Source organism: Alteromonas sp. CI.11.F.A3, from assembly GCF_032925565.1.
Taxonomy (GTDB): domain Bacteria; phylum Pseudomonadota; class Gammaproteobacteria; order Enterobacterales; family Alteromonadaceae; genus Alteromonas.
The window spans coordinates 1,201,470-1,220,588 of record NZ_CP136708.1 but is presented as its reverse complement, the minus strand read 5'-3'; the positions used below and the strand labels follow the sequence as shown (position 1 = coordinate 1,220,588).

The 19,119-nt window shown below is 43.8% G+C and carries 20 protein-coding genes; 15 read left to right on the top strand and 5 right to left on the bottom strand.

The genetic code is table 11. The features are described 5' to 3' along the window. On the top strand, window positions 1-1,014 hold the full coding sequence (arsB, locus tag R1T43_RS05160; RefSeq protein ID WP_317353567.1) for an ACR3 family arsenite efflux transporter: 1,014 nt from the start codon (window positions 1-3) through the stop codon (window positions 1,012-1,014). A 102-nt stretch (window positions 1,015-1,116) separates the two neighbouring features. On the opposite strand, the gene R1T43_RS05155 is transcribed toward arsB, so the two are convergent. Beyond that, a complete protein-coding gene (locus R1T43_RS05155; RefSeq protein WP_013782875.1) occupies window positions 1,117-1,503 on the bottom strand; it encodes a response regulator in 387 nt (128 codons plus the stop codon). Between the two features lie 253 nt (window positions 1,504-1,756). On the opposite strand from R1T43_RS05155, the gene aceK reads away from it, so the two are divergent. The 3 genes from aceK to R1T43_RS05140 all read left to right on the top strand — a co-directional run bounded on the left by aceK (window position 1,757) and on the right by R1T43_RS05140 (window position 5,707). Then, a complete protein-coding gene (gene aceK / locus R1T43_RS05150; protein WP_317353563.1) occupies window positions 1,757-3,487 on the top strand; it encodes a bifunctional isocitrate dehydrogenase kinase/phosphatase in 1,731 nt (576 codons plus the stop codon). 67 nt (window positions 3,488-3,554) lie between these two features. Beyond that, window positions 3,555-4,238: a response regulator transcription factor gene (locus R1T43_RS05145; protein ID WP_057789835.1), complete on the top strand. Its 684-nt coding sequence runs from the start codon at window positions 3,555-3,557 to the stop codon at window positions 4,236-4,238. Next, complete coding sequence (locus R1T43_RS05140; RefSeq protein WP_317353561.1) at window positions 4,232-5,707, top strand: HAMP domain-containing sensor histidine kinase; 1,476 nt, start codon at window positions 4,232-4,234, stop codon at window positions 5,705-5,707. The genes R1T43_RS05145 and R1T43_RS05140 overlap by 7 nt, the downstream gene beginning before the upstream one ends. 8 nt (window positions 5,708-5,715) lie before the next feature. Here R1T43_RS05140 and R1T43_RS05135 read toward each other — a convergent pair whose 3' ends face one another. Beyond that, window positions 5,716-6,264 (bottom strand): DUF3833 domain-containing protein, encoded by a 549-nt coding sequence (locus R1T43_RS05135; protein ID WP_211071631.1) that lies wholly within the window; start codon window positions 6,262-6,264, stop codon window positions 5,716-5,718. 268 nt (window positions 6,265-6,532) lie between these two features. Then, complete coding sequence (locus R1T43_RS05130; RefSeq protein WP_317353559.1) at window positions 6,533-7,078, bottom strand: chalcone isomerase family protein; 546 nt, start codon at window positions 7,076-7,078, stop codon at window positions 6,533-6,535. 187 nt (window positions 7,079-7,265) lie between these two features. On the opposite strand from R1T43_RS05130, the gene R1T43_RS05125 reads away from it, so the two are divergent. The 4 genes from R1T43_RS05125 to nspC all read left to right on the top strand — a co-directional run bounded on the left by R1T43_RS05125 (window position 7,266) and on the right by nspC (window position 11,375). Next, window positions 7,266-8,315, top strand: a complete 1,050-nt coding sequence (locus R1T43_RS05125) for a pyridoxal-phosphate dependent enzyme (protein WP_317353557.1) — start codon at window positions 7,266-7,268, stop codon at window positions 8,313-8,315. Window positions 8,316-8,451: 136 nt separating this feature from the next. After that, entirely contained in the window at window positions 8,452-8,862 is a 411-nt protein-coding gene (locus R1T43_RS05120) for a hypothetical protein (RefSeq protein WP_317353555.1), read from the top strand. A gap of 150 nt (window positions 8,863-9,012) precedes the next feature. Then, window positions 9,013-10,215 (top strand): saccharopine dehydrogenase family protein, encoded by a 1,203-nt coding sequence (locus R1T43_RS05115; protein ID WP_317353554.1) that lies wholly within the window; start codon window positions 9,013-9,015, stop codon window positions 10,213-10,215. 29 nt (window positions 10,216-10,244) lie between these two features. Then, window positions 10,245-11,375: a carboxynorspermidine decarboxylase gene (gene nspC / locus R1T43_RS05110; protein WP_317353553.1), complete on the top strand. Its 1,131-nt coding sequence runs from the start codon at window positions 10,245-10,247 to the stop codon at window positions 11,373-11,375. Window positions 11,376-11,478: 103 nt separating this feature from the next. Here the strand turns inward: nspC and R1T43_RS05105 are convergent, their stop codons facing one another. Continuing rightward, a complete protein-coding gene (locus tag R1T43_RS05105) occupies window positions 11,479-11,742 on the bottom strand; it encodes a hypothetical protein (RefSeq protein ID WP_211071627.1) in 264 nt (87 codons plus the stop codon). A 112-nt stretch (window positions 11,743-11,854) separates the two neighbouring features. Beyond that, on the bottom strand, window positions 11,855-12,715 hold the full coding sequence (rsmI, locus tag R1T43_RS05100; RefSeq protein WP_317355686.1) for a 16S rRNA (cytidine(1402)-2'-O)-methyltransferase: 861 nt from the start codon (window positions 12,713-12,715) through the stop codon (window positions 11,855-11,857). Between the two features lie 138 nt (window positions 12,716-12,853). Between rsmI and R1T43_RS05095 the strand changes: the two genes are divergently transcribed. From R1T43_RS05095 to R1T43_RS05065, 7 genes are all read left to right on the top strand, one after another. Next, on the top strand, window positions 12,854-14,821 hold the full coding sequence (locus R1T43_RS05095) for a penicillin-binding protein activator (RefSeq protein WP_317353551.1): 1,968 nt from the start codon (window positions 12,854-12,856) through the stop codon (window positions 14,819-14,821). Window positions 14,822-14,827: 6 nt separating this feature from the next. Then, window positions 14,828-15,169, top strand: a complete 342-nt coding sequence (locus R1T43_RS05090; protein ID WP_317353549.1) for a YraN family protein — start codon at window positions 14,828-14,830, stop codon at window positions 15,167-15,169. Window positions 15,170-15,398: 229 nt separating this feature from the next. After that, on the top strand, window positions 15,399-15,995 hold the full coding sequence (locus R1T43_RS05085) for a phosphoheptose isomerase (RefSeq protein ID WP_211071625.1): 597 nt from the start codon (window positions 15,399-15,401) through the stop codon (window positions 15,993-15,995). 13 nt (window positions 15,996-16,008) lie between these two features. Continuing rightward, window positions 16,009-16,590, top strand: a complete 582-nt coding sequence (locus R1T43_RS05080; RefSeq protein ID WP_211071624.1) for a BON domain-containing protein — start codon at window positions 16,009-16,011, stop codon at window positions 16,588-16,590. 43 nt (window positions 16,591-16,633) lie between these two features. Continuing rightward, complete coding sequence (locus R1T43_RS05075) at window positions 16,634-17,989, top strand: MFS transporter (RefSeq protein WP_317355683.1); 1,356 nt, start codon at window positions 16,634-16,636, stop codon at window positions 17,987-17,989. Window positions 17,990-18,457: 468 nt separating this feature from the next. Continuing rightward, window positions 18,458-18,763, top strand: a complete 306-nt coding sequence (locus tag R1T43_RS05070; RefSeq protein WP_317353546.1) for a hypothetical protein — start codon at window positions 18,458-18,460, stop codon at window positions 18,761-18,763. Further along, entirely contained in the window at window positions 18,751-19,071 is a 321-nt protein-coding gene (locus tag R1T43_RS05065; protein ID WP_211071622.1) for a HipA N-terminal domain-containing protein, read from the top strand. The genes R1T43_RS05070 and R1T43_RS05065 overlap by 13 nt, the downstream gene beginning before the upstream one ends. Window positions 19,072-19,119: the final 48 nt, after the last annotated feature.

Below are 19,119 nucleotides of genomic sequence, written 5' to 3'. Positions count from 1 at the left end.
ATGGGATTTTTCGAACGATACCTCTCTGTATGGGTAGGGCTTTGTATTGTTGCTGGCGTAACCGTCGGGAGCCTTTTCCCTGACTTTTTTGCGCTTGTTGCAAGCCTTGAATACGCCCATGTAAATTTAGTCATTGCAGTACTGATTTGGCTCATGATTTATCCCATGATGATTCAAATCGATTTTTCATCTATCAAAGATGTCGGTAAAAAGCCCAAAGGGCTAGTGCTAACCTTAATAGTAAACTGGCTTATCAAACCTTTCACTATGGCACTGCTTGGTTGGTTATTCTTTAAAGGCATTTTTGCCGACTGGGTAGACCCACAAACGGCTACAGAATATATCGCGGGTATGATTTTACTTGGCGTAGCGCCTTGTACGGCCATGGTTTTTGTATGGAGTCATTTAACTAAGGGCGATGCCAACTACACCTTGGTACAGGTCTCTATTAATGACTTAATCATGATCATCTTGTTTGCCCCTATTACCGCGATGCTTCTAGGTGTTACTGACATTACAGTACCTTGGGATACCTTACTTCTCTCGGTTGTCCTTTACGTAGTACTGCCTTTAATTGCAGGGGTTGTGACCCGTAAAAAGATTGAGAAAAAAGGCGAGCAAGCCGTTACCGCAATTATCGAACGCTTAAAGCCATTCTCGGTACTTGGGCTGTTAATTACCATTGTATTGCTGTTTGGCTTTCAAGCAGAAACAATATTAGCCCAACCTCAAGATATAGTGCTTATCGCGATTCCGCTTCTTATTCAAACCTACGGAATTTTTGCGATAGCGTATTTTGCGGCGAAAAAAATGAAACTACCTCATAATGTAGCCGCGCCCGCTTGTATGATTGGTACGTCTAACTTTTTCGAACTGGCCGTGGCCGTTGCCATTTCATTATTTGGCTTACACAGTGGTGCCGCGTTGGCGACTGTAGTTGGTGTGTTGGTTGAAGTGCCTGTAATGTTGTCGCTGGTTTGGTTTGCCAATAGAACCCGCCACTGGTTCGATTAAAGCTCATATCAGTTTGCGCTAGAAAGATTAAAAGCAAAAAGGAGCTCATTGAGCTCCTTTTTTAATGTTCTTTATTTTTAGCTTTTCTTTATTACGTATTCTTTAGCACGCCATGGTTTCTGGCAGAATAAACCCGTAGCGTTTTAAAGTAGTCTCTAAAGGCAGTCGTTTAAGCGGCTTTTCAATAAACGCTAGCGCACCTAGCTCCATCACGCGATTTTGCATGACCGGCTGAATATCGCCTGAAATCACTACAACAAATACTTCAATTTTACGGCGCTTTATTTCTTCAAGCACGCCTACCCCGTCGAGTATCGGCATGGTTAAATCTAGCAGCACTAAGTCGATGCGATGATGCCCCATTATTTCGAGCGCATCCACACCATTAGATGCTTCATAAATTTCACTCGCTAATCCATCGGGCAAGTTACGGCGCGCCATTTTTCTCGCTAGCGCCGAATCATCACAAATCAGAATGTTGAAGCTCATGGTCTACTCTTAGTAATCTAGAAGTACTTATATCGCCACATAGAATTGGTAGCAGCGAAAGTATTGTCGAATACGTGGATGAAGAAAGTAAGGTCAAGACTATATTAAACGAAAGTATAAAAAAACACTTTTAGGCTAATTTTCCAGTAGCTTATCGAAAATTTTTGTTACTTTAGTAAAGTACATGCAGCCAAACTTAAAAATAAAACTCACTGCGCTGCATGGAAAATCACTTATTGTTAAAGGCTAAATTATGCTGGATGTCACCCTTTCTAAAAAAGTTGCTTATCAAATTCTTTCTCATTTTGATAAGAGCTATCGTTGGTTCACACGTATAACAAGAGGTGCCCAATCGCGGTTTGAACAAGGCCAATGGAAAGAAATTCAGTTAGCGTCAAAAGAGCGTATTACTATTTACGAACAAAGCCTTTCAGATGCCGTTGCCGATGTTTACCATTTAACTGAAGTACACAAAAAAAATGACGAATTTTGGCAAGACCTAAAGAAGACCTTCGCACGACAACTTGAAGGCCACCCGCAATTTGAGCTAGCCGAAACCTTTTACAATTCTGTGATTGGACGTTTATTCAAGCACCGCAAAATAGACAACAGCATGATGTTTGTATTGCCAAGTCGCTGCTTTTTACCCGGCCAAGACCGAGATAAAGTCATTCACAGCTTCGACACCACTACCACGGTACGTGAGATGTACGTGTCTATTTTCAAAATCTATCGCTACGGCATCCCTTTTGAAGACTACGAACGTGACATGCAAAACCTTGAAGAAGCACTTAGAAAGCGATTAACCACACAGCAATTGGCCAGCGTTCATACCGTCGAACTTCTAAAGCCCACGTTTTTTAGAGGAAAATCAGCGTATCTTATTGGCAGAATATGCATGCCAGAAGAAACCCTTCCTTTTGTTATCTCATTGCAACGTAGTGATGAGCATACCTTGTTTGTAGACGCATTGCTTACACACAGAAGTGATTTAAGCGTTATCTTCGGTTTTGCCAGAAGTTACTTCATGGCTGATACCCAAAACCCAGCAGAAGTGGCTGCGTTTCTGCAAGAACTCCTACCCAATAAAAAACACTTTGAGCTTTACATGGCACTGGGCCATTACAAGCACGGGAAAACAGTGTTTTATCGTAACTTCCTCGATCATATGGATACCACTAACGATCACTTCGAGGCCGCGCCTGGTATTAGAGGATTGGTAATGATGGTTTTCCACCTGCCCTCTTACGGTGTGGTGTTTAAAATCATCAAAGATGAGTTTGCTGAAAGTAAGAAAATTACTCGTGAGCATGTTAAAGACTGCTACCGGTTAGTAAAAATGTCAGATCGTGTCGGCCGCATGGCAGACACCCATGAATACGTTAACTTTCGCTTTCCTCTGTCTCGTATCGACCCATTACTCATTGATGAGTTAAAGGAAACCTGCGCCTCTAGCCTAGAATTTACTGAAGACGAACTGGTCATAAGGCATTTATACATAGAACGTAAAATGACGCCGCTTAACTTGTACCTTCAACAAGAAGAAGATGAAGATAAAGTGCGCAGTGCATTAAACGAATTAGGGCTGTGTATTAAACAAATAGCCATGGCGAATATTTTCCCTGGCGACATGCTGCATAAAAATTTCGGTATTACGCGACATGGCAGAGTTATCTTTTACGACTATGATGAAATATGTTTAATGAACGAACGTCATTTTAGGGCGCTACCCAAATCAGATGACCCTTATGCGATGGACATGTTGTCGGTTGGGCCAACCGATGTTTTCCCTGAGCAGTTTGAGCACTTTATTGTTGGAAAACGGAAACTTAAGGATATTTTAAAGTCGTTACATGGTGACCTAATGACCCCTGAATACTGGCATGAAGTACAGATGAAATGTGCCCGTGGGGACATTCAACATTTTACGCCATATAACGCTAATGTCCGTTTTAGTAGGGGTGCTGATAGCATCTCAAAGTGATCGCAACACGATAGATTGTATGTATAAACGTTGATATTTAACTCCATTAATTAGAAGTACCAAAATCATGAATGTGCTACTTGTTGAAGATGATCCCAAGGTTGCTGCTCACATTGAAAAAGGATTTATTGGTGAAGGGCACAGCTGCGTTGCAGCGCGTGATGGCGAAAGAGGCTTAGCTGAAGCCTTGTCCGATGATGTAGATGTTATTGTACTAGATGTAATGCTTCCTTTATTAGATGGCTTTACTATCTTGGAACGTTTACGAAATGACAACGTGCTTACCCCTGTACTACTGCTTAGTGCGAAAAGCCAGGTGGAAGACAAAGTGCGCGGCCTGCGCTCTGGTGCCAATGATTACTTAACTAAACCTTTTGCGTTTGAAGAGCTGCTGGCTCGGGTTGAAGGGTTGGCAGGAAGAGAACGGGAAAGCGGTGACAAAACACTTATTAAAGTGGGTGACCTTACCCTTGACCTTGTGAACAGAAAGGTACAACGCGGCGACACCGAAATAGACTTACAATCAAAAGAGTTTCAGTTGCTAGAGTGCTTATTGCGCCATCAAGGAAAAGTGGTAACGCGTAGTATGCTGTTGGAACAAGTTTGGAATTATCATTTCGACCCGCAAACTAACGTTATCGATGTGCATATCAGCCGTTTGCGACAAAAGGTTGATAAAGCATTTAACGTTCCTCTGATTGAAACCGTAAGAGGCACGGGATACAGAATTGCGGACCCTGTTGTGTGTTAGCAATAGGTAATTTCACTCGAAGTTCTAGTTTCCGTGTAGGGGTATTATTAACCTCGCTAGCGCTTGTTGCTATTTTATTTATCGTTTACTTCTGGCGTCTTGCCAGTAGTGACGTATTTATTCGTGAGGCAAGCGCCGCGGTTGATGCAGAAACGTATGCGTTTACGCTATTGCATGAACAAGCAGGCATTGAAGCCGTAATCAGCAATATTCAGACAAGAGCGGTTTCTAACGTTACGACAGATTCTAACAAGTCCGATACATCCCACTTCTTTACACCTGCCCGATTAATTGTGGTTTTACGCGACAGCGACAATAAGATAATTGCAGGTAACTACCCTCTTTGGCCTATTGCCATGGTTACCAGCGTTGATTCTGGCACGCCCTCCGCCAGCATTATTGAGTTACCTCCCTTAATTGAAAGCAACGGTAATTCTCAGCAAAGTAGCATTACAACAGAGGACGCCAACTACTCTTTTTCTGAGTCGACCAACAGTATCCTTTTTGAGAGGGTAAACCTAGAGGGTTATTCTTTATTTGTTGGCCGCAATATCGATGATTTATACAGTGCACAGTGGTTAGGAAAAACGTTTGGTTGGATAATTATTGCCTTGCTATCTGTATTGGGCGCCATAAGCTTTGCGGTCGCACTTTACGTGGTTAAACGCATAAACCGTATGGCACAAACTGCTGATTACATTATTCGTACCGGTAATTTGGAAGAACGTTTGGAAATAGACAGCAGCTGGGATGACTTAAGTCGACTAGCCGTTGTGTTTAATCATATGCTCGATACCATTGAAAGTGCGGTAAACAATATAAAGTCGGTAAGCGACAGTATCGCCCACGATTTGCGTACACCGCTGGCTCGCTTACGCAATAATTTAGAACATATTGATGATGAAAAGCTACGACACGATACGACCTACGAAGCTGACAAACTGTTAAACATGTTCAACAGTCTTTTGCGTATTAGCAAACTAGAAACAGTTCACAAAAAAGAAGGGTTTTGTGAAACTGAGCTTAGCGATATGGTTACCGATGTGGAGGATTTATATCAGCCATTGGCCGAAGACCGCGATATTAAGCTTATTAGCCAACTGTCTAACATTCAGTTCTATGGCGACCCAAATTTGCTGTTTCAGGCAGTCGCGAATGTGCTAGATAACGCCATAAAATACACCCCTGATGGCGGAACCGTAACGCTACAACTCACCGCCACATCTTCGCATGTGATTATTAGCGTAAACGATAATGGTAAGGGTGTTGATGAACATGAACTTGATAGCTTAGAACGCCGCTTCTTTCAGGCTGATAAAAGCAGAACCTGTGAAGGAAATGGATTGGGGTTATCGCTCGTTTCGGCAATCATAAAGCTGCATAAAGGTAAGCTGTGGTTTGTGCACGACCCGCTTATGCAAGGTCACGGGTTGGGTGTTGTTTTCACCTTCCCCCGTTACCATAGGTAAACTATTTATTAAGGTTGTTTCTGCATAAAGATGGTCACCTCTGCCATCACCACGCCAAACTTTCTAATGTATGAGCGGTTCATCATGGCACTATCGTCAAATGCCCAAAACCAGTCATCGAAGGTAACGGCGTAAGTTGTGTCATCAACCGGTAAATCCATATTGTAGTGAAAGTTAAATGCGTTACCGTATGAAGTGCCTGTTGCAGGGCCATCGATGTCACCCGCATTGCCCACATAGGTGCCATCGGCTTGTTTTACAATTTTCCACGTACGAGTTTTTGGCCCTTCGCCTACTCCGTAGGTGAATGTCTCATCTAGCGTTAATGTGCCGCCCTCGTTTTTACCCTCAATATCTACTACAAAGCGCTGAACCACTTCGCCGGAACGATTTTGCACTATTCCCCATGCTCGAACATTGCCCGCAAAGAATTCCTCAATATTAAACGTGGGTGAAACTTGCTTGTATGTATTGCCATCTACCGATGTAGAACATCCGGCTATAAGAGTAAGGCAAGATAAAAGCCCGACTAACACCGTGCGTTGTATAAATTTCATTATGACCTCGATTTTTGATTTACATATCTGTCTGCTTAGCTACTGGCTGCTTAGCTACTTACTTTTTCAATAAGCCTTTCGCTAAAGAAGTACAATTCACTGCGCTTGTTAATGCGCTTTAATTTTTTATAAGCTGATCGTTTTAGCTAATTTTATAGTTAATTTTTGTGTTTATAGCCTTTATTTATGGGCCTTGTTGGGAAGCTTATTTGATAAACTTTGTTAATAAGCGTCGAGCGCTGCCCATGCTCCATAAAGAATATGCTTATTACTTTTGTAACAAGGCTTTACGCAATTTAGGCTCAGAGGTTTTTTCTGATAACCAAATATCGAAAAAAGACTGCGTGAAGTTTGTATCCTCAATAGTGCCAGCTAGCTCGCCATTAATATAAAACTCACTGGCTCGGTTTGCGGTAGCCACGCCGGTTATAACATCACCGTCTTCAACATCGGGGAAAAGCGCGACCATTTTGTCTTCCCATTCACTTAACATTGCTTCGTCGCTAATACCTTGCTTGCGCATTTCATCTACAGAACGCTGTGCTATTTTTTTACCGTCTAGCCCTCGTTGGTAATCTAGCTTTAACGCAAATGGCGCGTCAGACTGCCACTTTCCTTTAGGGGCATAGAGCGTAGCGTCATATACGTCCCAAAAAAGATACGTAAACATAGCATTACCCACCACTTTCGCCTCAGGCACCTGTTTGGTTACATAATCAGGTACGCTTTGCGCCAGCACATTTTTCGATAGAACCAAAAGTGATATTCCTAATGCGATAACAAGGTTTAAAGAGGTAAAACGGCGTTGAAACATGTTTATGTACCTTCTATAAATGTCGTTTAAAATCTGAGCCACTGCGTTTATGCTCCAGATACTTCAACTCCAACATTGTAGTGAAAAACCAAAAACGACGAGGCCAAAAAGCGATACACTTTTTATTTTACGGTGTGCTCTAGTTATACTGTTGTGATTGCCACATTGATCATTTGAACAGCGCATTTTGAATTTAGAACGTTTTGCCGACACACTGTGCTTACCCTCGCCGCTCGAGCCCTTCACGCCAGACTGGGAAGGTGCTGAACATGTATCAATGTTTGTAAAGCGTGACGATAGAATACACCCCGTTATTTCAGGCAATAAATGGCGTAAATTAAAGCACGCGTTTAATCTTCCCCCCCCGCACACAGTGGATTTAGATACCGGATCGGGCTTGAGTGTAAATTCGGGTTTGTACAGCCAACCCCCCTCCTCAGTAGTTAGTTTTGGTGGAGGGTTTTCCAACCATTTGCACGCATTAGGTTATTTGTGTAATCAGCTGAATATTCCTTTTCACGCTATTATTCGCGGCGATTACACAAAACACCCCAGCCCGATGATTCAGGATTTAGTGCAATGGGGCACCCAAATTCATTACGTGAATAAAGCAACCTACCAACAAAGAGATAACCCAGCTTATTTAACAGGCCTACAAAAACAGTTTCCTGATGCGTTAATTATTCCTGAAGGCGGAAGCCAAATGGCAGCGATAAAAGGCGTTCAAGATGTCATAAACGAAATAGACATCCCCTTTGACCGTATTATTGCCCCTGTGGCTAGTGGCGCGACCTTGGCAGGATTAACCTCTGCTCTCTCACCCCATCAACACGCTATTGGCATCGGGGTGTTAAAAGGAGAAGGATATTTAGAAGGGCTTGTTGAGCAATTTCTAACGCCAGGGCTTGCACTTAATCTTGCTCATACTTCAATTCCCGCTCAGGCATCTGCTTCGGCCGCTAACAAAAAAAACCAATTCAGCATTAATCATGATTTTCATTGCGGTGGATACGGGAAAATTCCCCCGTACCTGCAAACATTCTGTGAAAACTTCAATCAAACAATGCCATTTAGTATTGAAGGGGTTTACTCTGGAAAAGTGTTTTGGGCACTTAAACACTTACTAGCAACGTTTACGTCAACGAATGCCTCCCCGAGTGCCTTTGAAAAAGGACAGACACTTATCATCCTTCACACTGGCGGTATGCAAGGCGCCAGAAAAAATAAAAACCCTTGATCTTATAGACCCACATATTCGTTTAACCTAATATCAAGGCTGTGGAAGTATTTACTCATACACACAGCCTGGTTGTATCTAGCTTCGCGTTACTCATAGCTACCGCTCAAACGCAATAATCGTTAGGAGATGCACCATGATAAAAGGAACAAGTAGCTTACCACCCCCTTTAAACATACTGGTTTCTAGGGCACTTAAATTATGCGAGCTGGTACTGTCTACCAGTTCCGTATTCTACCCCTTCGCCGCTATCTATGAAGATGGCAAAGTTGGCTGTTTATTCAGCGAAGAGACTAATTACCGTATCGACGAAAGTCAGCTTATTGAATGCTTACAGTGGCGAATAATCGACACCACTACAGACTCTGACAGTTATAGTATTCTTGTTTACGCGGCGACGGTCGAAACGCAAAAGCATACCCGCTTAGATGCTATTGCGATCAGTGCGGCATGCCCTAACGACGAGGAACAACTGTTGCTCTATCCTTATTATCGCGTAGGCGACAAAATTGTGGTTTCCCCTCCCATCAATACAATGCCAGAATAGACATTATCGCGCATAAACTGCGCTTATTCGTTTTCCTTGTGTTTACGATGACTATTTTTTGTCGAACCTATGCTGTCTTTGCTTGCCAATTTGGTATCGTCTGCTAGCATTCAGCCCAAAATTCATTAGCTTATTTAGGGATTAATTATTATGTCTCGCGTTTTAATAATTGGTGCTGGTGGCGTTGCCTCAGTAACCGTAAAAAAGTGTGCACGTTTACCACAGCACTTTGACGAAATCTTTCTTGCCAGCCGCACAGTGTCCAAGTGTGAAGCTTTGCAACAAGAAGTAGGTGCAGACCGCGTTAAAGGTGTATTTTCCCTTGATGCCGATAACGCCAAAGAAGTAGAAGCGCTTATTAACGATGTTAAGCCTGACCTAGTAATTAACCTTGCGTTGCCTTACCAAGACTTGCCTATTATGGACGCGTGTTTAGCGACTAATACCGACTACTTAGACACCGCAAACTACGAGCCAAAAGACGAAGCTAAATTCGAATACTCTTGGCAGTGGGCTTACCAGCAGAAATTTAAAGACGCAGGCATCATGGCCTTGTTAGGCAGTGGTTTCGATCCAGGTGTAACCAACGTGTACACCGCTTACGCGGCTAAACACTATTTTGACGAAATTCACTATTTGGATATTGTTGATTGTAATGGTGGTGATCACGGTCAAGCATTTGCGACAAACTTCAACCCTGAAATCAATATTCGTGAAATTACTCAACGTGGTCGTTTCTGGGAAAATGGCGAGTGGAAAGAAACCGATCCACTGAGCGTGCGTGAAGATTTAGATTACCAAAACATTGGCGTGCGCGCGTCTTACCTAATGTTCCATGAAGAATTGGAATCGTTGGTGAAGCACTTTCCTACCCTTAAACGTGCTCGTTTTTGGATGACCTTTGGTGATGAATACCTTACACACCTTCGCGTATTAGAAGGCGTAGGCATGACCAGTATTGAACCGGTAGAATTCCAAGGCCAAAAAGTCGTGCCTTTAGAATTCTTGAAGGCGGTTTTGCCTAATCCAGGTTCACTGGCTGAAGGCTATACCGGCATGACCTGTATTGGTACTTACATTACGGGCATGAAAGATGGCAAAGAAAAAACCATCTTCATATACAACAATTGTGAACATGCTAAGTGTAATGATGAAGTGGGCGCACAAGCGGTATCTTACACCACAGGTGTTCCGGCCATGATTGGCGCAGCACTAATGCTAAACGGCACTTGGAAAGAAAACGGTGTTTGGAACATGGAACAATTCGATCCAGATCCATTCATGGATATGCTTAACGAGCACGGCCTACCTTGGCACGTACTTGAATGTGATAGCAGCCCATTCACTAAGTAATATTATACTGTAACTGGAGCAAATAAAGGTTGGCAGACTTAACGCAACGAACAGATATCCCTTCTCCTTGCTATGTGCTTGAAGAGGAAAAACTCATCCGAAATCTTGAATTGATGAAACATGTACAAGATGAGTCAGGCGTTAGAATAATCCTGGCTTTAAAAGGGTTTTCAATGTGGTCGAGCTTCGACATCATTAAGCCTTATTTGCATGGTGCAACAGCAAGTTCGGTGTGGGAAGCCAAATTAGCCGCTGAAATGGGTAAAGAAGTCCATGCCTATTCTCCTGCGTATAAAAAGGCGGATATAGAAGAGCTGGCTACGCTGGTGAATCACTTGTCGTTTAATAGTCTGTCACAGTGGCAAGCTCACAAAGATGCGCTTGCGGGCGTATCTTTGGGTTTGCGTATTAATCCAGAGCATCAAGAAGCAGATACCCCACTTTACGACCCTGCTGCACCTGGCTCGCGTTTAGGGCTTAGGGTAAGTGAATTAGAAGGCGTAGATTTATCGGGTATTGACGGTTTCCATTGTCATAATCTTTGTGAGTGCGACTCATTCGCTACCGAACGTACGCTTAACGCGATAGAGGCACGCTTTGGCGGTTACTTAGGTCAGTTAAAGTGGCTAAACTTAGGTGGTGGCCATTTGATGACTCGCGAAGGTTACGATGTAGAACATCTAATCAAAACTCTTAGCGATTTTAAACAGCGTTATCCGCATTTAGATGTAATTCTGGAACCCGGTTCTGCCGTTGCATGGCAAACCGGACCATTGATTGCTGAAGTCGTGGACGTGGTGGCCAACGATGGCGACATTGCTATTTTAGATATTTCAGCCACCGCACACATGCCGGATGTACTTGAAATGCCTTATCGACCTACTATTTTAAATGCTGACCTCCCTGGAGTGAGAGCGTGTGATTACCGATTAGGTGGAAACTCCTGCTTAGCGGGCGATGTCATTGATACTTACTCTTTCGATGCGCCATTAAAAGCGGGTGACCGAGTACAGTTTGAAGACATGATGCACTACACCATGGTGAAAACGTCATTCTTTAACGGCGTTGAACACCCCGCCATTGGTATCTTGCGCAAAAACGGTGAGTTTGAGATCGTTCGTCAGTTTACATATGAAGACTTTAAAGGCCGCTTGTCATAAACAATAGATAGCGACTTCTAAAAACAAATGCCCGCAGCGCTGAACGCTAGCGGGCATTTTTATTTGTGGCGCTTGAATAAAGCGTAGTTGATAAGCACCTATTCTATAAAATACCAGTACCGTTAAGGTTTTGGCTTTTATCTACCGTACCTTCCGCGATAACCGTATCATCAAGATAAATGGCAAATGGGGTACCTTCAGGGCCAGTAAGGTTATAGCGAAAGCCATGCATTTCATCGGCTAAGGCTATCTTCACCTGAGTTTTGGGATGAATCAAATCATACTCACCTGAATCACCGGCTTTACCAAAAATATCGACGACCCACTTACCCTCTGGCATCTCAATTCTTAAGAGTTGCTGACTCATAACTATCCTCCAACCTTACACTTAACGCGATAAGCAATAGTGCAAAATGCGCTAAGCCTACCTCGTATTAACTATATTGTTAGATAGGTACCCTAAACCCCCGGGTATGAGATCAATCAGTCTCTTTTGCTTCTTTTGCACCTTTTGCTTCAAGCCCAGCTTGGTACAAGGCATTCTTTTTCAAGTCATAGTGATCGGCCACAACGGCTGCCGCTTTTTTCAATGGCATGTGATCACATAACGTGGTTAAAAGCGACATGGCTTCAGCCGATATTTCAGATAAATTCACTTGGGCTGGCGACACCATTACCACGAACTCACCTTTTCGGTGGGCGGCATCAGCTTCCAAATATTCAATAACATCACCCGGAGTACCACTCACATAGGTTTCAAAGGTTTTGCTCAGTTCTTTGGCTACCACAATGTGCCTGTCTCCTAGCACACGGGCAATGTCTCTTACTGTGGCTAAAATACGGCGCGGGGCTTCATAAAATACGCTCGTGCAGGTGCGCTCTTTTAATTCAGCAAGTTGGTTGTCTTTGGCTTGAGTTTTTACCGGTAAAAAACCTTCAAAAATGAATCGGTCTGTTGGCAGCCCTGAAGCACTTAGCGCCGTAATAGCTGCACATGGGCCTGGCAATGCAGTAACAGGAATACCTTCTTCGCGACAGCGCCTCACAAATACAAAACCTGGGTCGCTAATTAACGGCGTACCCGCATCACTAATTAACGCCACCGATTCGCCGTCTTTCAAGCGCTGCACTAGCATTGCGGTACGTTTGTCTTCATTGTGATCATGCAGCGATAAGGTACGGGTAGAAATACTGAAGTGCTGTAACAATCGCGAGCTGTGTCGTGTATCTTCCGCAGCAATCCAATTAACCTGTTTTAATACCTCGATAGCTCTGGCGCTAATATCATCAAGGTTGCCGATAGGTGTAGGAACGATATACAAGGTGGCGAAATGGGTCATAGAAACAAAAAAATAACGAATAATAAAGAAAGTGTACCACGCCATTGGGCTAGTTTACGTCGGCAAACGTAGATTTTCATCGTGGTTAGGATAAACTTGCCGCTACTTGCCGTTAAACGAAGTGAAAGGAAACAGACTGTGGGTCACATTGGACATTTTACAAAGCGCATTACCTTTGCAATGGCGACAGCCACCAGCGTGCTATATTTAGCAGGCTGCGGGAGCACACCTGAACCCACCTCGGCACCTAAAATTATCAATACTGAACCAGTAGCAGCGCCAGTAGAGCAGCACATTACACCTGAACACAAGCTGGTGGAAGCCAAAAAAGTATGGCTTCAAACTAGGGATAAAGTGAAGCGAGATACCTTACTGCTAGATGCAGTGGGTCTTTATCTCGCGCAAGGCGATACCATTTTAGCGCAGCAAATCTTGTTTGAAATGAAACAAGACGGTGTAGCTACCTCGCTACAAGACAGCTACGCCATACATGTTGCAATGGCGTACCAGAACGACCCTTCTTCATCGCCAGCACAACTTACGGCAATGTTAGAAGACGTAAAAACTAGCCCTGCCCTTATTGCCAAACTGGCAGCCCTACAAGCAGACCTTTTTGCCAAGCAAGGGTTGTGGGCTAAGGCGGCCAATAGCGTATTGTCTACCGAGCTAGAAGATGAGCAAAAAGTGACGCAGGTGTGGACATTTCTGAATCAAATACCTGCCGATGCACTTACGCAAAGTGAAAACGAATACCCTAAGTTGCAGCCCTTCTTTGCCCTTCGTCAATTAACCATTGAAAGTGCACGAAACTCGCAGCAGTTGAACCAGTCAATTGCGCAATACCAACAGGTTTATGCAGGCCATATGTTGGCACAGCATTTACCTAAAGAGGTTGCCTTAGCTCAAGAACTCACTGCCCCTCAAATTCGCGAACTCGTCGTTTTATTACCGTTAAGCGGAAGACTAGCAGCTACCGGTGAAGCAGTGAAAGACGGCATTATGGCGGGCTATTATCAACAGCTTCAACGAAGCAGCAACCCAAATAGCTTGCCTGCCATTCGGTTTGTAGATACCACCAACGCCGATACACAAACCATGGTCGCCGCCATTGGCGACGCTAAATTTATAGTGGGTCCGCTACTAAAAGAAACCGTCGAGCAATTAATACCAGCGTTACCACCTGGCGTGAACATGCTAGCGTTAAACCGACCAGACGAAATGCCGACAATGTTAGATAGCTCAGCCTCAGTAAACTCAGAGCCTTTAGACCCAGAAGCAGTTAACGCTGAATCTGAGATGCCTTCAAGCGCTGCACCTGCCGTTAATTATTTCGCCCTTGCGCCGGAAGATGAAGCAAACCAGCTTGCAGAGTTTATTTATAGCAAAGGTTTTAGAGCCCCTATCGTTATTGCGGCCCAAAGTAACTTGTACCAGCGTATGAACGATGCGTTTAAATCTCGTTGGAACAGCTTGCACGAACAAGAAGCGCAAGCCCGAAAAGCCAATATTACCTCAGTAACATTTAATGATAGTGAATCGTTACGAGAAGGCATCACCCAAGCTTTAGATGTAGCGCAAAGTAATCAGCGCATTAACCAAATTGAATACATGACGAACGAAGAAGTCTACAACATGCCCCGTAGCAGACGAGACATCGATGCCATTGTCGCGTTCGCATCGCCGCAAGATACCGAGCTTCTAAACCCCATTATTGAAGCGAGTTTAAACCCGTACGATGGAAAACAAGTGCCTGTTTATGCGACCTCTCGCTCAATGGATTACAACAGCGGCAAGAACCAATGGCGTGATTTACAAAACGTACGCTTTATCGATATGCCTTGGATGATGCCAGATCATAAATGGCAGCAACTTGCTCAAGAAACTAAGCAAACCTGGCCCGATCGCAGCACGTTGCAAAATAGACTGTTCGCCTTCGGTGTAGATGCTTACGAGTTACTTCCTCAATTAGGGATGCTTAATGCCCTGTCGTACATCACATTCGACGGGTTAACCGGCACACTTACGCTGAATAAAAACAGTGAAGTAGAACGAAATTTACCTCAAGCCGTTATTCGTAACGAGCGCGTGCAAATGCTAATGGAGTAAACTACATTGTCCGTATTGCAAGGGAATGCAGCAGAAAAGAAGGCCGTTGATTACTTAGAGGAACAAGGGCTTACATTACGTTGTCGTAATTACCGAACTAAACGTGGTGAACTCGATATTGTTATGCAAGATGGGGACACCATTGTTTGCGTAGAAGTGAAGTTTCGCAAAAAATCGCAGTATGGTCACGCTGCCGAATTTGTCACAATGAAGAAACTTCAACGAATTCAGGCTGCGTTTGCGTTCTATTTGTTAGATAATAAGCTTAATCCCGCGTCTACCCCATTACGCATAGACGTTATCGCCATTGACGGAAGCGACCTTCAGTGGCTTAAAAATATCGGATAAAAAGCGCGTAGCTGTTAAGTGTGCTAGTGAATAGGTGTAGGTAGTACTTAGGCTGTAGTAAACCCTCCGCCGCATGGATGCGGCGGCGGAGCTCCCATGGATGGGTTTACAGCGTGTTTACGGAAGCCTAAGTACTGCCTGAGCCAAATTCTCAAGCCCTACCTCCTACAGCGTGAAGAGCACTCATTATTGAGATTGCTTGATATCCTGACATGTAGAGAAAAGAAGTATGATTGAACAAATTAAAGCGAATTTTACTGAAAGTATTCAAACCAAAATTGCTGCATCTGAAATTTTGCCTGAATCAATTGAAAAAGCAGCCATGATGATGGTTGAAGCGCTAATTCGCGGCAATAAGATTTTAAGCTGTGGTAATGGTGGTTCAGCAGGTGATGCACAGCATTTTTCTTCTGAAATGCTTAACCGCTATGAACGCGATCGCCCTAGCCTTCCTGCTATCGCGTTAAGTACTGATACTTCTACTATTACGTCAATTGCTAACGACTATAGCTACGATGAGATTTTTGCTAAGCAAGTGCGTGCATTAGGTCAGTCTGGCGATATTTTGTTTGCTATATCAACCAGCGGTAACTCTCGCAATGTAATAGCCGCCATGGAAGCTGCTTTATCTCGCGATATGACCATTGTTGCCTTAACCGGCAAAGACGGTGGTGAAATGGCAGGTTTCTTAAGCGAGCACGATGTTGAAGTGCGTGTGCCTTCTAACCGCACTGCCCGTATTCAGGAAGTTCACTTGTTGGTTATTCACAACTTATGTGAATGCATTGATGACAGCCTATTCCCAGCCGATCATGGAGACGAATAACGTTTACCCACTTATGAAACGAGTTAAAACGTTAAGTATTATTCTTGCATCACTGCTTTTTGTGATGCAATTACAGGGCTGCGTGGTAGCCGTTGGCGCCGCTGGTGCAATGGCAGCGAAAGTGGCAAACGACAGACGCACCGTTGGCACTCAACTTGACGATCAAAACGCTGGTCGTGCTGTGGCTTATCAGTGGTCTAAAAGTGAAGCGCTAAAAGAGCAAACCAATCTTCAGGTCGATATGTACAACGGCATTGCTTTGCTTACCGGCCAAGCCCCCACGCAAGCGTTGATTGATGAGGCGGTTAGACGGGCGCAGGAAGTCGATTACCTAAAGAAGATTCATAATCAAATTCGCATCGGTGAGCCTATTGGCGCGGGTACCCAAGCTAATGATATTTGGCTTGCATCAAAAGTCCGTACCAAAATAGTGGCCGACGAACGTGTGCCAGCGTTACAGGTAAGTGTAGTAGTGCAAGACTCTGAAGTGTTCTTAATGGGTCGGCTAACCAATGCGGAAGCTAACGCTGCTGTAGATATTGCAAGGAACATAACGGGCGTAGCCCGCGTAGTGCGCGCATTTGAGATCATTTAGTCGCGATACCGCAACGGCCCTACTTGTTGCTGGGGCCTTGTTTATGGAAATTCTGGATGCCACGGTGATCACCACCGCGCTTCCCGTTATTGCCGCTGATTTCGGCGTGCCAGCAACCCAGCTTTCTATTGGCGTTTCTGCCTACCTTGTTGCCGTTACCTTTTTTATTCCGCTAAGCGGTTATGTGGCCGACAAATTCGGTGCCCGTAATGTGTTTATGGCTGCCATTGTTATTTTTGTGGTGGCATCGATACTGTGCGGTGTTAGCACTAACCTAACTAGCTTTACTTTGTCTCGTATTATGCAGGGTATTGGCGGTGCGCTAATGGTGCCCGTAGGTCGCTTAGTGGTGCTGCGAGACTTACCCAAAGAAAAGTTGGTTAAAACCGTGGCCATTATTACGTGGCCCGCATTAAGTGCGCCTATTCTTGGTCCTGTCCTTGGCGGTTGGATTGCCACCCACCTAAGTTGGCAATGGATATTCTTTATGAATGTGCCACTAGGCATATTCGCCCTTATCGCTTCCGCTTATTTGCTTGAGAACTTCACCGCGAATGTAGGTAAGTTTGATGTGGTAGGTTTTCTGCTTACCGGTATAGGCTTCGCCTCTTTCATGGCTGGTATAGAGCTATTTGCTGGTCACAACACCTCTACCCTACTGGGCGGCGGGGTGACCGTGTTTGGGCTTTCATTATTGTTAACTGCAGTGTTTCATATTCGCCGTGCAAACAAACCTTTGTTTTCCTTTGAAGCCATGCAATATCGAACCTTTCGACTATCAATGTATGGCGGCTCGGTGGTACGTATTGCCCTAGGCAGTGCGCCATTTTTGGTGCCGCTTATGCTGCAGTTGGGTATGGGTTACTCGCCAGTAGAAGCAGGAACATTATTGCTATGGCTGTTTGTAGGTAATATTGCCATTAAGCCAGCGACGACATGGATAATGAATACCTTTGGTTTTAAGAGGGTGCTTATCGTAAATGGCATTATGATTTCGCTGGGATTTGTAGCGCTATCGTTAATTACCCAACAAAGCTCATCGTTTATTATTGCTGTTATTTTGTTTGTTAGCGGTGTGAATAGGTCGATGCATTTAACCTTGTTAAACACAATTGCCTTTGCTGATGTACCAAAAGATAAAATGCGCGATGCAAATACGCTTGGGGCTATATTGATGCAAATGAACCGTGGCATGGGGATCACCATTTCTGCGCTTATGCTCGCCGTTGCTTCACTGATGGTAGGCAACTCAAGTAGTGACCCGTCGCTTATCAACTTCAAAATTGCCATGGCCATGATGGCGGTTGTTGCTCTGCTTAGTATTACCGACAGCCTGATGCTATCGAAAACCGATGGCGATTCGGTTTTGAAAAAGCGACTAAAAAAACAGGTAAGCTGAGGCAGTACAGGCAGGTGCTGTTGTTCAGGTAAAGTGAATTAGGGTGATTACCAAGGGTGTGATTACCTCAGGATTATCTCTATTTAAACCGATACATCAACAACCGACTTAATTATATCTGACAGGCCGTACTGTAAGTATTACAGACATTGGCTCATTCAGAGCTTAATGACACCGATGAGTGTTAAGCGGACCTTTGAAGTTACTGATTCGCTTGTCTGCTGTAGTCTCTAAGCAGACTGGTATAGTAAGGAGACGCTCCGTTCTCTCGCTACAATTCCAGTCAGCAAAGTACTACTCAATACCATTTTCTGACCTACATAAATATATGAGCAAAATAACACTATAGAGTTAATTTTTGGTTTTTATTGAGCCTTTTTAACACTATAACGTTCACACTGCTTTACAGTAACAGTCTAGTGTTATATGCTGCCTATATAGGTGTATAAAATAACACTAGGATGTAAAATGAGTAATCAAACCAGAGCAAGTCGTGTATCAGAGCGTTTAGTTCAGATATCAGATGAATTGCGTCAGCTAAGCAAAGCTTCTGAACCAGAAAGTCAGAAATATCTCTCTCTTGAAGAGACATTTACTTGCGTAAATGCACTTTATACAAATTCCATAGATGTAGAACTCATAGCTATGCAGAGCGGCCTACATACCAACACAGTACGCAAACTTTTCAAAGATAAAGATGCATTTTTTAATGCTAAATTATCCACCATTGAAAGCTTTCTAGATACATTAGGAATGTCGCTGTGGGCGAGCTGAGAGCAGATGTTTTTTTGTACAACAAGCGCGTAGGTGTGTTAGAAAAGCACGTAAAAGGGTATACGTTTAGCTATCGGAGAGACTATTTTGGACCTTCCTTATCATTGTCACTGCCTTTGAATGAATTTCCGTACAATTCTGAAACACTCTTTCCATTCTTTAAGTCTTTGTTACCCGAGGGATGGCTACTAAAGCAGTATGCACGTGCACAAAAAATAGATGAGCGGGATGAATTTGGCCTACTTGTTAATAATGGTGAAGATTTGCTCGGAGCGGTTGCTATTAAGCCAATTATAGAAAATGAATAACTGTAGAATTACGCTTAAAACATTACCCAAGAGAACAAAGTACGAAGG

Excerpts from the sequence above, each read along its gene's own strand:
- R1T43_RS05155 (WP_013782875.1), bottom strand. The coding sequence starts at position 1,503 with ATGAGCTTCAACATTCTGATTTGTGATGATTCGGCGCTAGCGAGAAAA.
- R1T43_RS05135 (WP_211071631.1), bottom strand. The coding sequence starts at position 6,264 with ATGAAATTTATACAACGCACGGTGTTAGTCGGGCTTTTATCTTGCCTT.
- R1T43_RS05120 (WP_317353555.1), top strand. The coding sequence starts at position 8,452 with ATGATAAAAGGAACAAGTAGCTTACCACCCCCTTTAAACATACTGGTT.
- rsmI (WP_317355686.1), bottom strand. The coding sequence starts at position 12,715 with ATGACCCATTTCGCCACCTTGTATATCGTTCCTACACCTATCGGCAAC.
- R1T43_RS05115 (WP_317353554.1), top strand. The coding sequence starts at position 9,013 with ATGTCTCGCGTTTTAATAATTGGTGCTGGTGGCGTTGCCTCAGTAACC.
- R1T43_RS05085 (WP_211071625.1), top strand. The coding sequence starts at position 15,399 with ATGATTGAACAAATTAAAGCGAATTTTACTGAAAGTATTCAAACCAAA.
- R1T43_RS05080 (WP_211071624.1), top strand. The coding sequence starts at position 16,009 with ATGAAACGAGTTAAAACGTTAAGTATTATTCTTGCATCACTGCTTTTT.
- R1T43_RS05105 (WP_211071627.1), bottom strand. The coding sequence starts at position 11,742 with ATGAGTCAGCAACTCTTAAGAATTGAGATGCCAGAGGGTAAGTGGGTC.
- R1T43_RS05075 (WP_317355683.1), top strand. The coding sequence starts at position 16,634 with ATGGAAATTCTGGATGCCACGGTGATCACCACCGCGCTTCCCGTTATT.
- R1T43_RS05145 (WP_057789835.1), top strand. The coding sequence starts at position 3,555 with ATGAATGTGCTACTTGTTGAAGATGATCCCAAGGTTGCTGCTCACATT.
- R1T43_RS05070 (WP_317353546.1), top strand. The coding sequence starts at position 18,458 with ATGAGTAATCAAACCAGAGCAAGTCGTGTATCAGAGCGTTTAGTTCAG.
- aceK (WP_317353563.1), top strand. The coding sequence starts at position 1,757 with ATGCTGGATGTCACCCTTTCTAAAAAAGTTGCTTATCAAATTCTTTCT.
- R1T43_RS05130 (WP_317353559.1), bottom strand. The coding sequence starts at position 7,078 with ATGTTTCAACGCCGTTTTACCTCTTTAAACCTTGTTATCGCATTAGGA.
- arsB (WP_317353567.1), top strand. The coding sequence starts at position 1 with ATGGGATTTTTCGAACGATACCTCTCTGTATGGGTAGGGCTTTGTATT.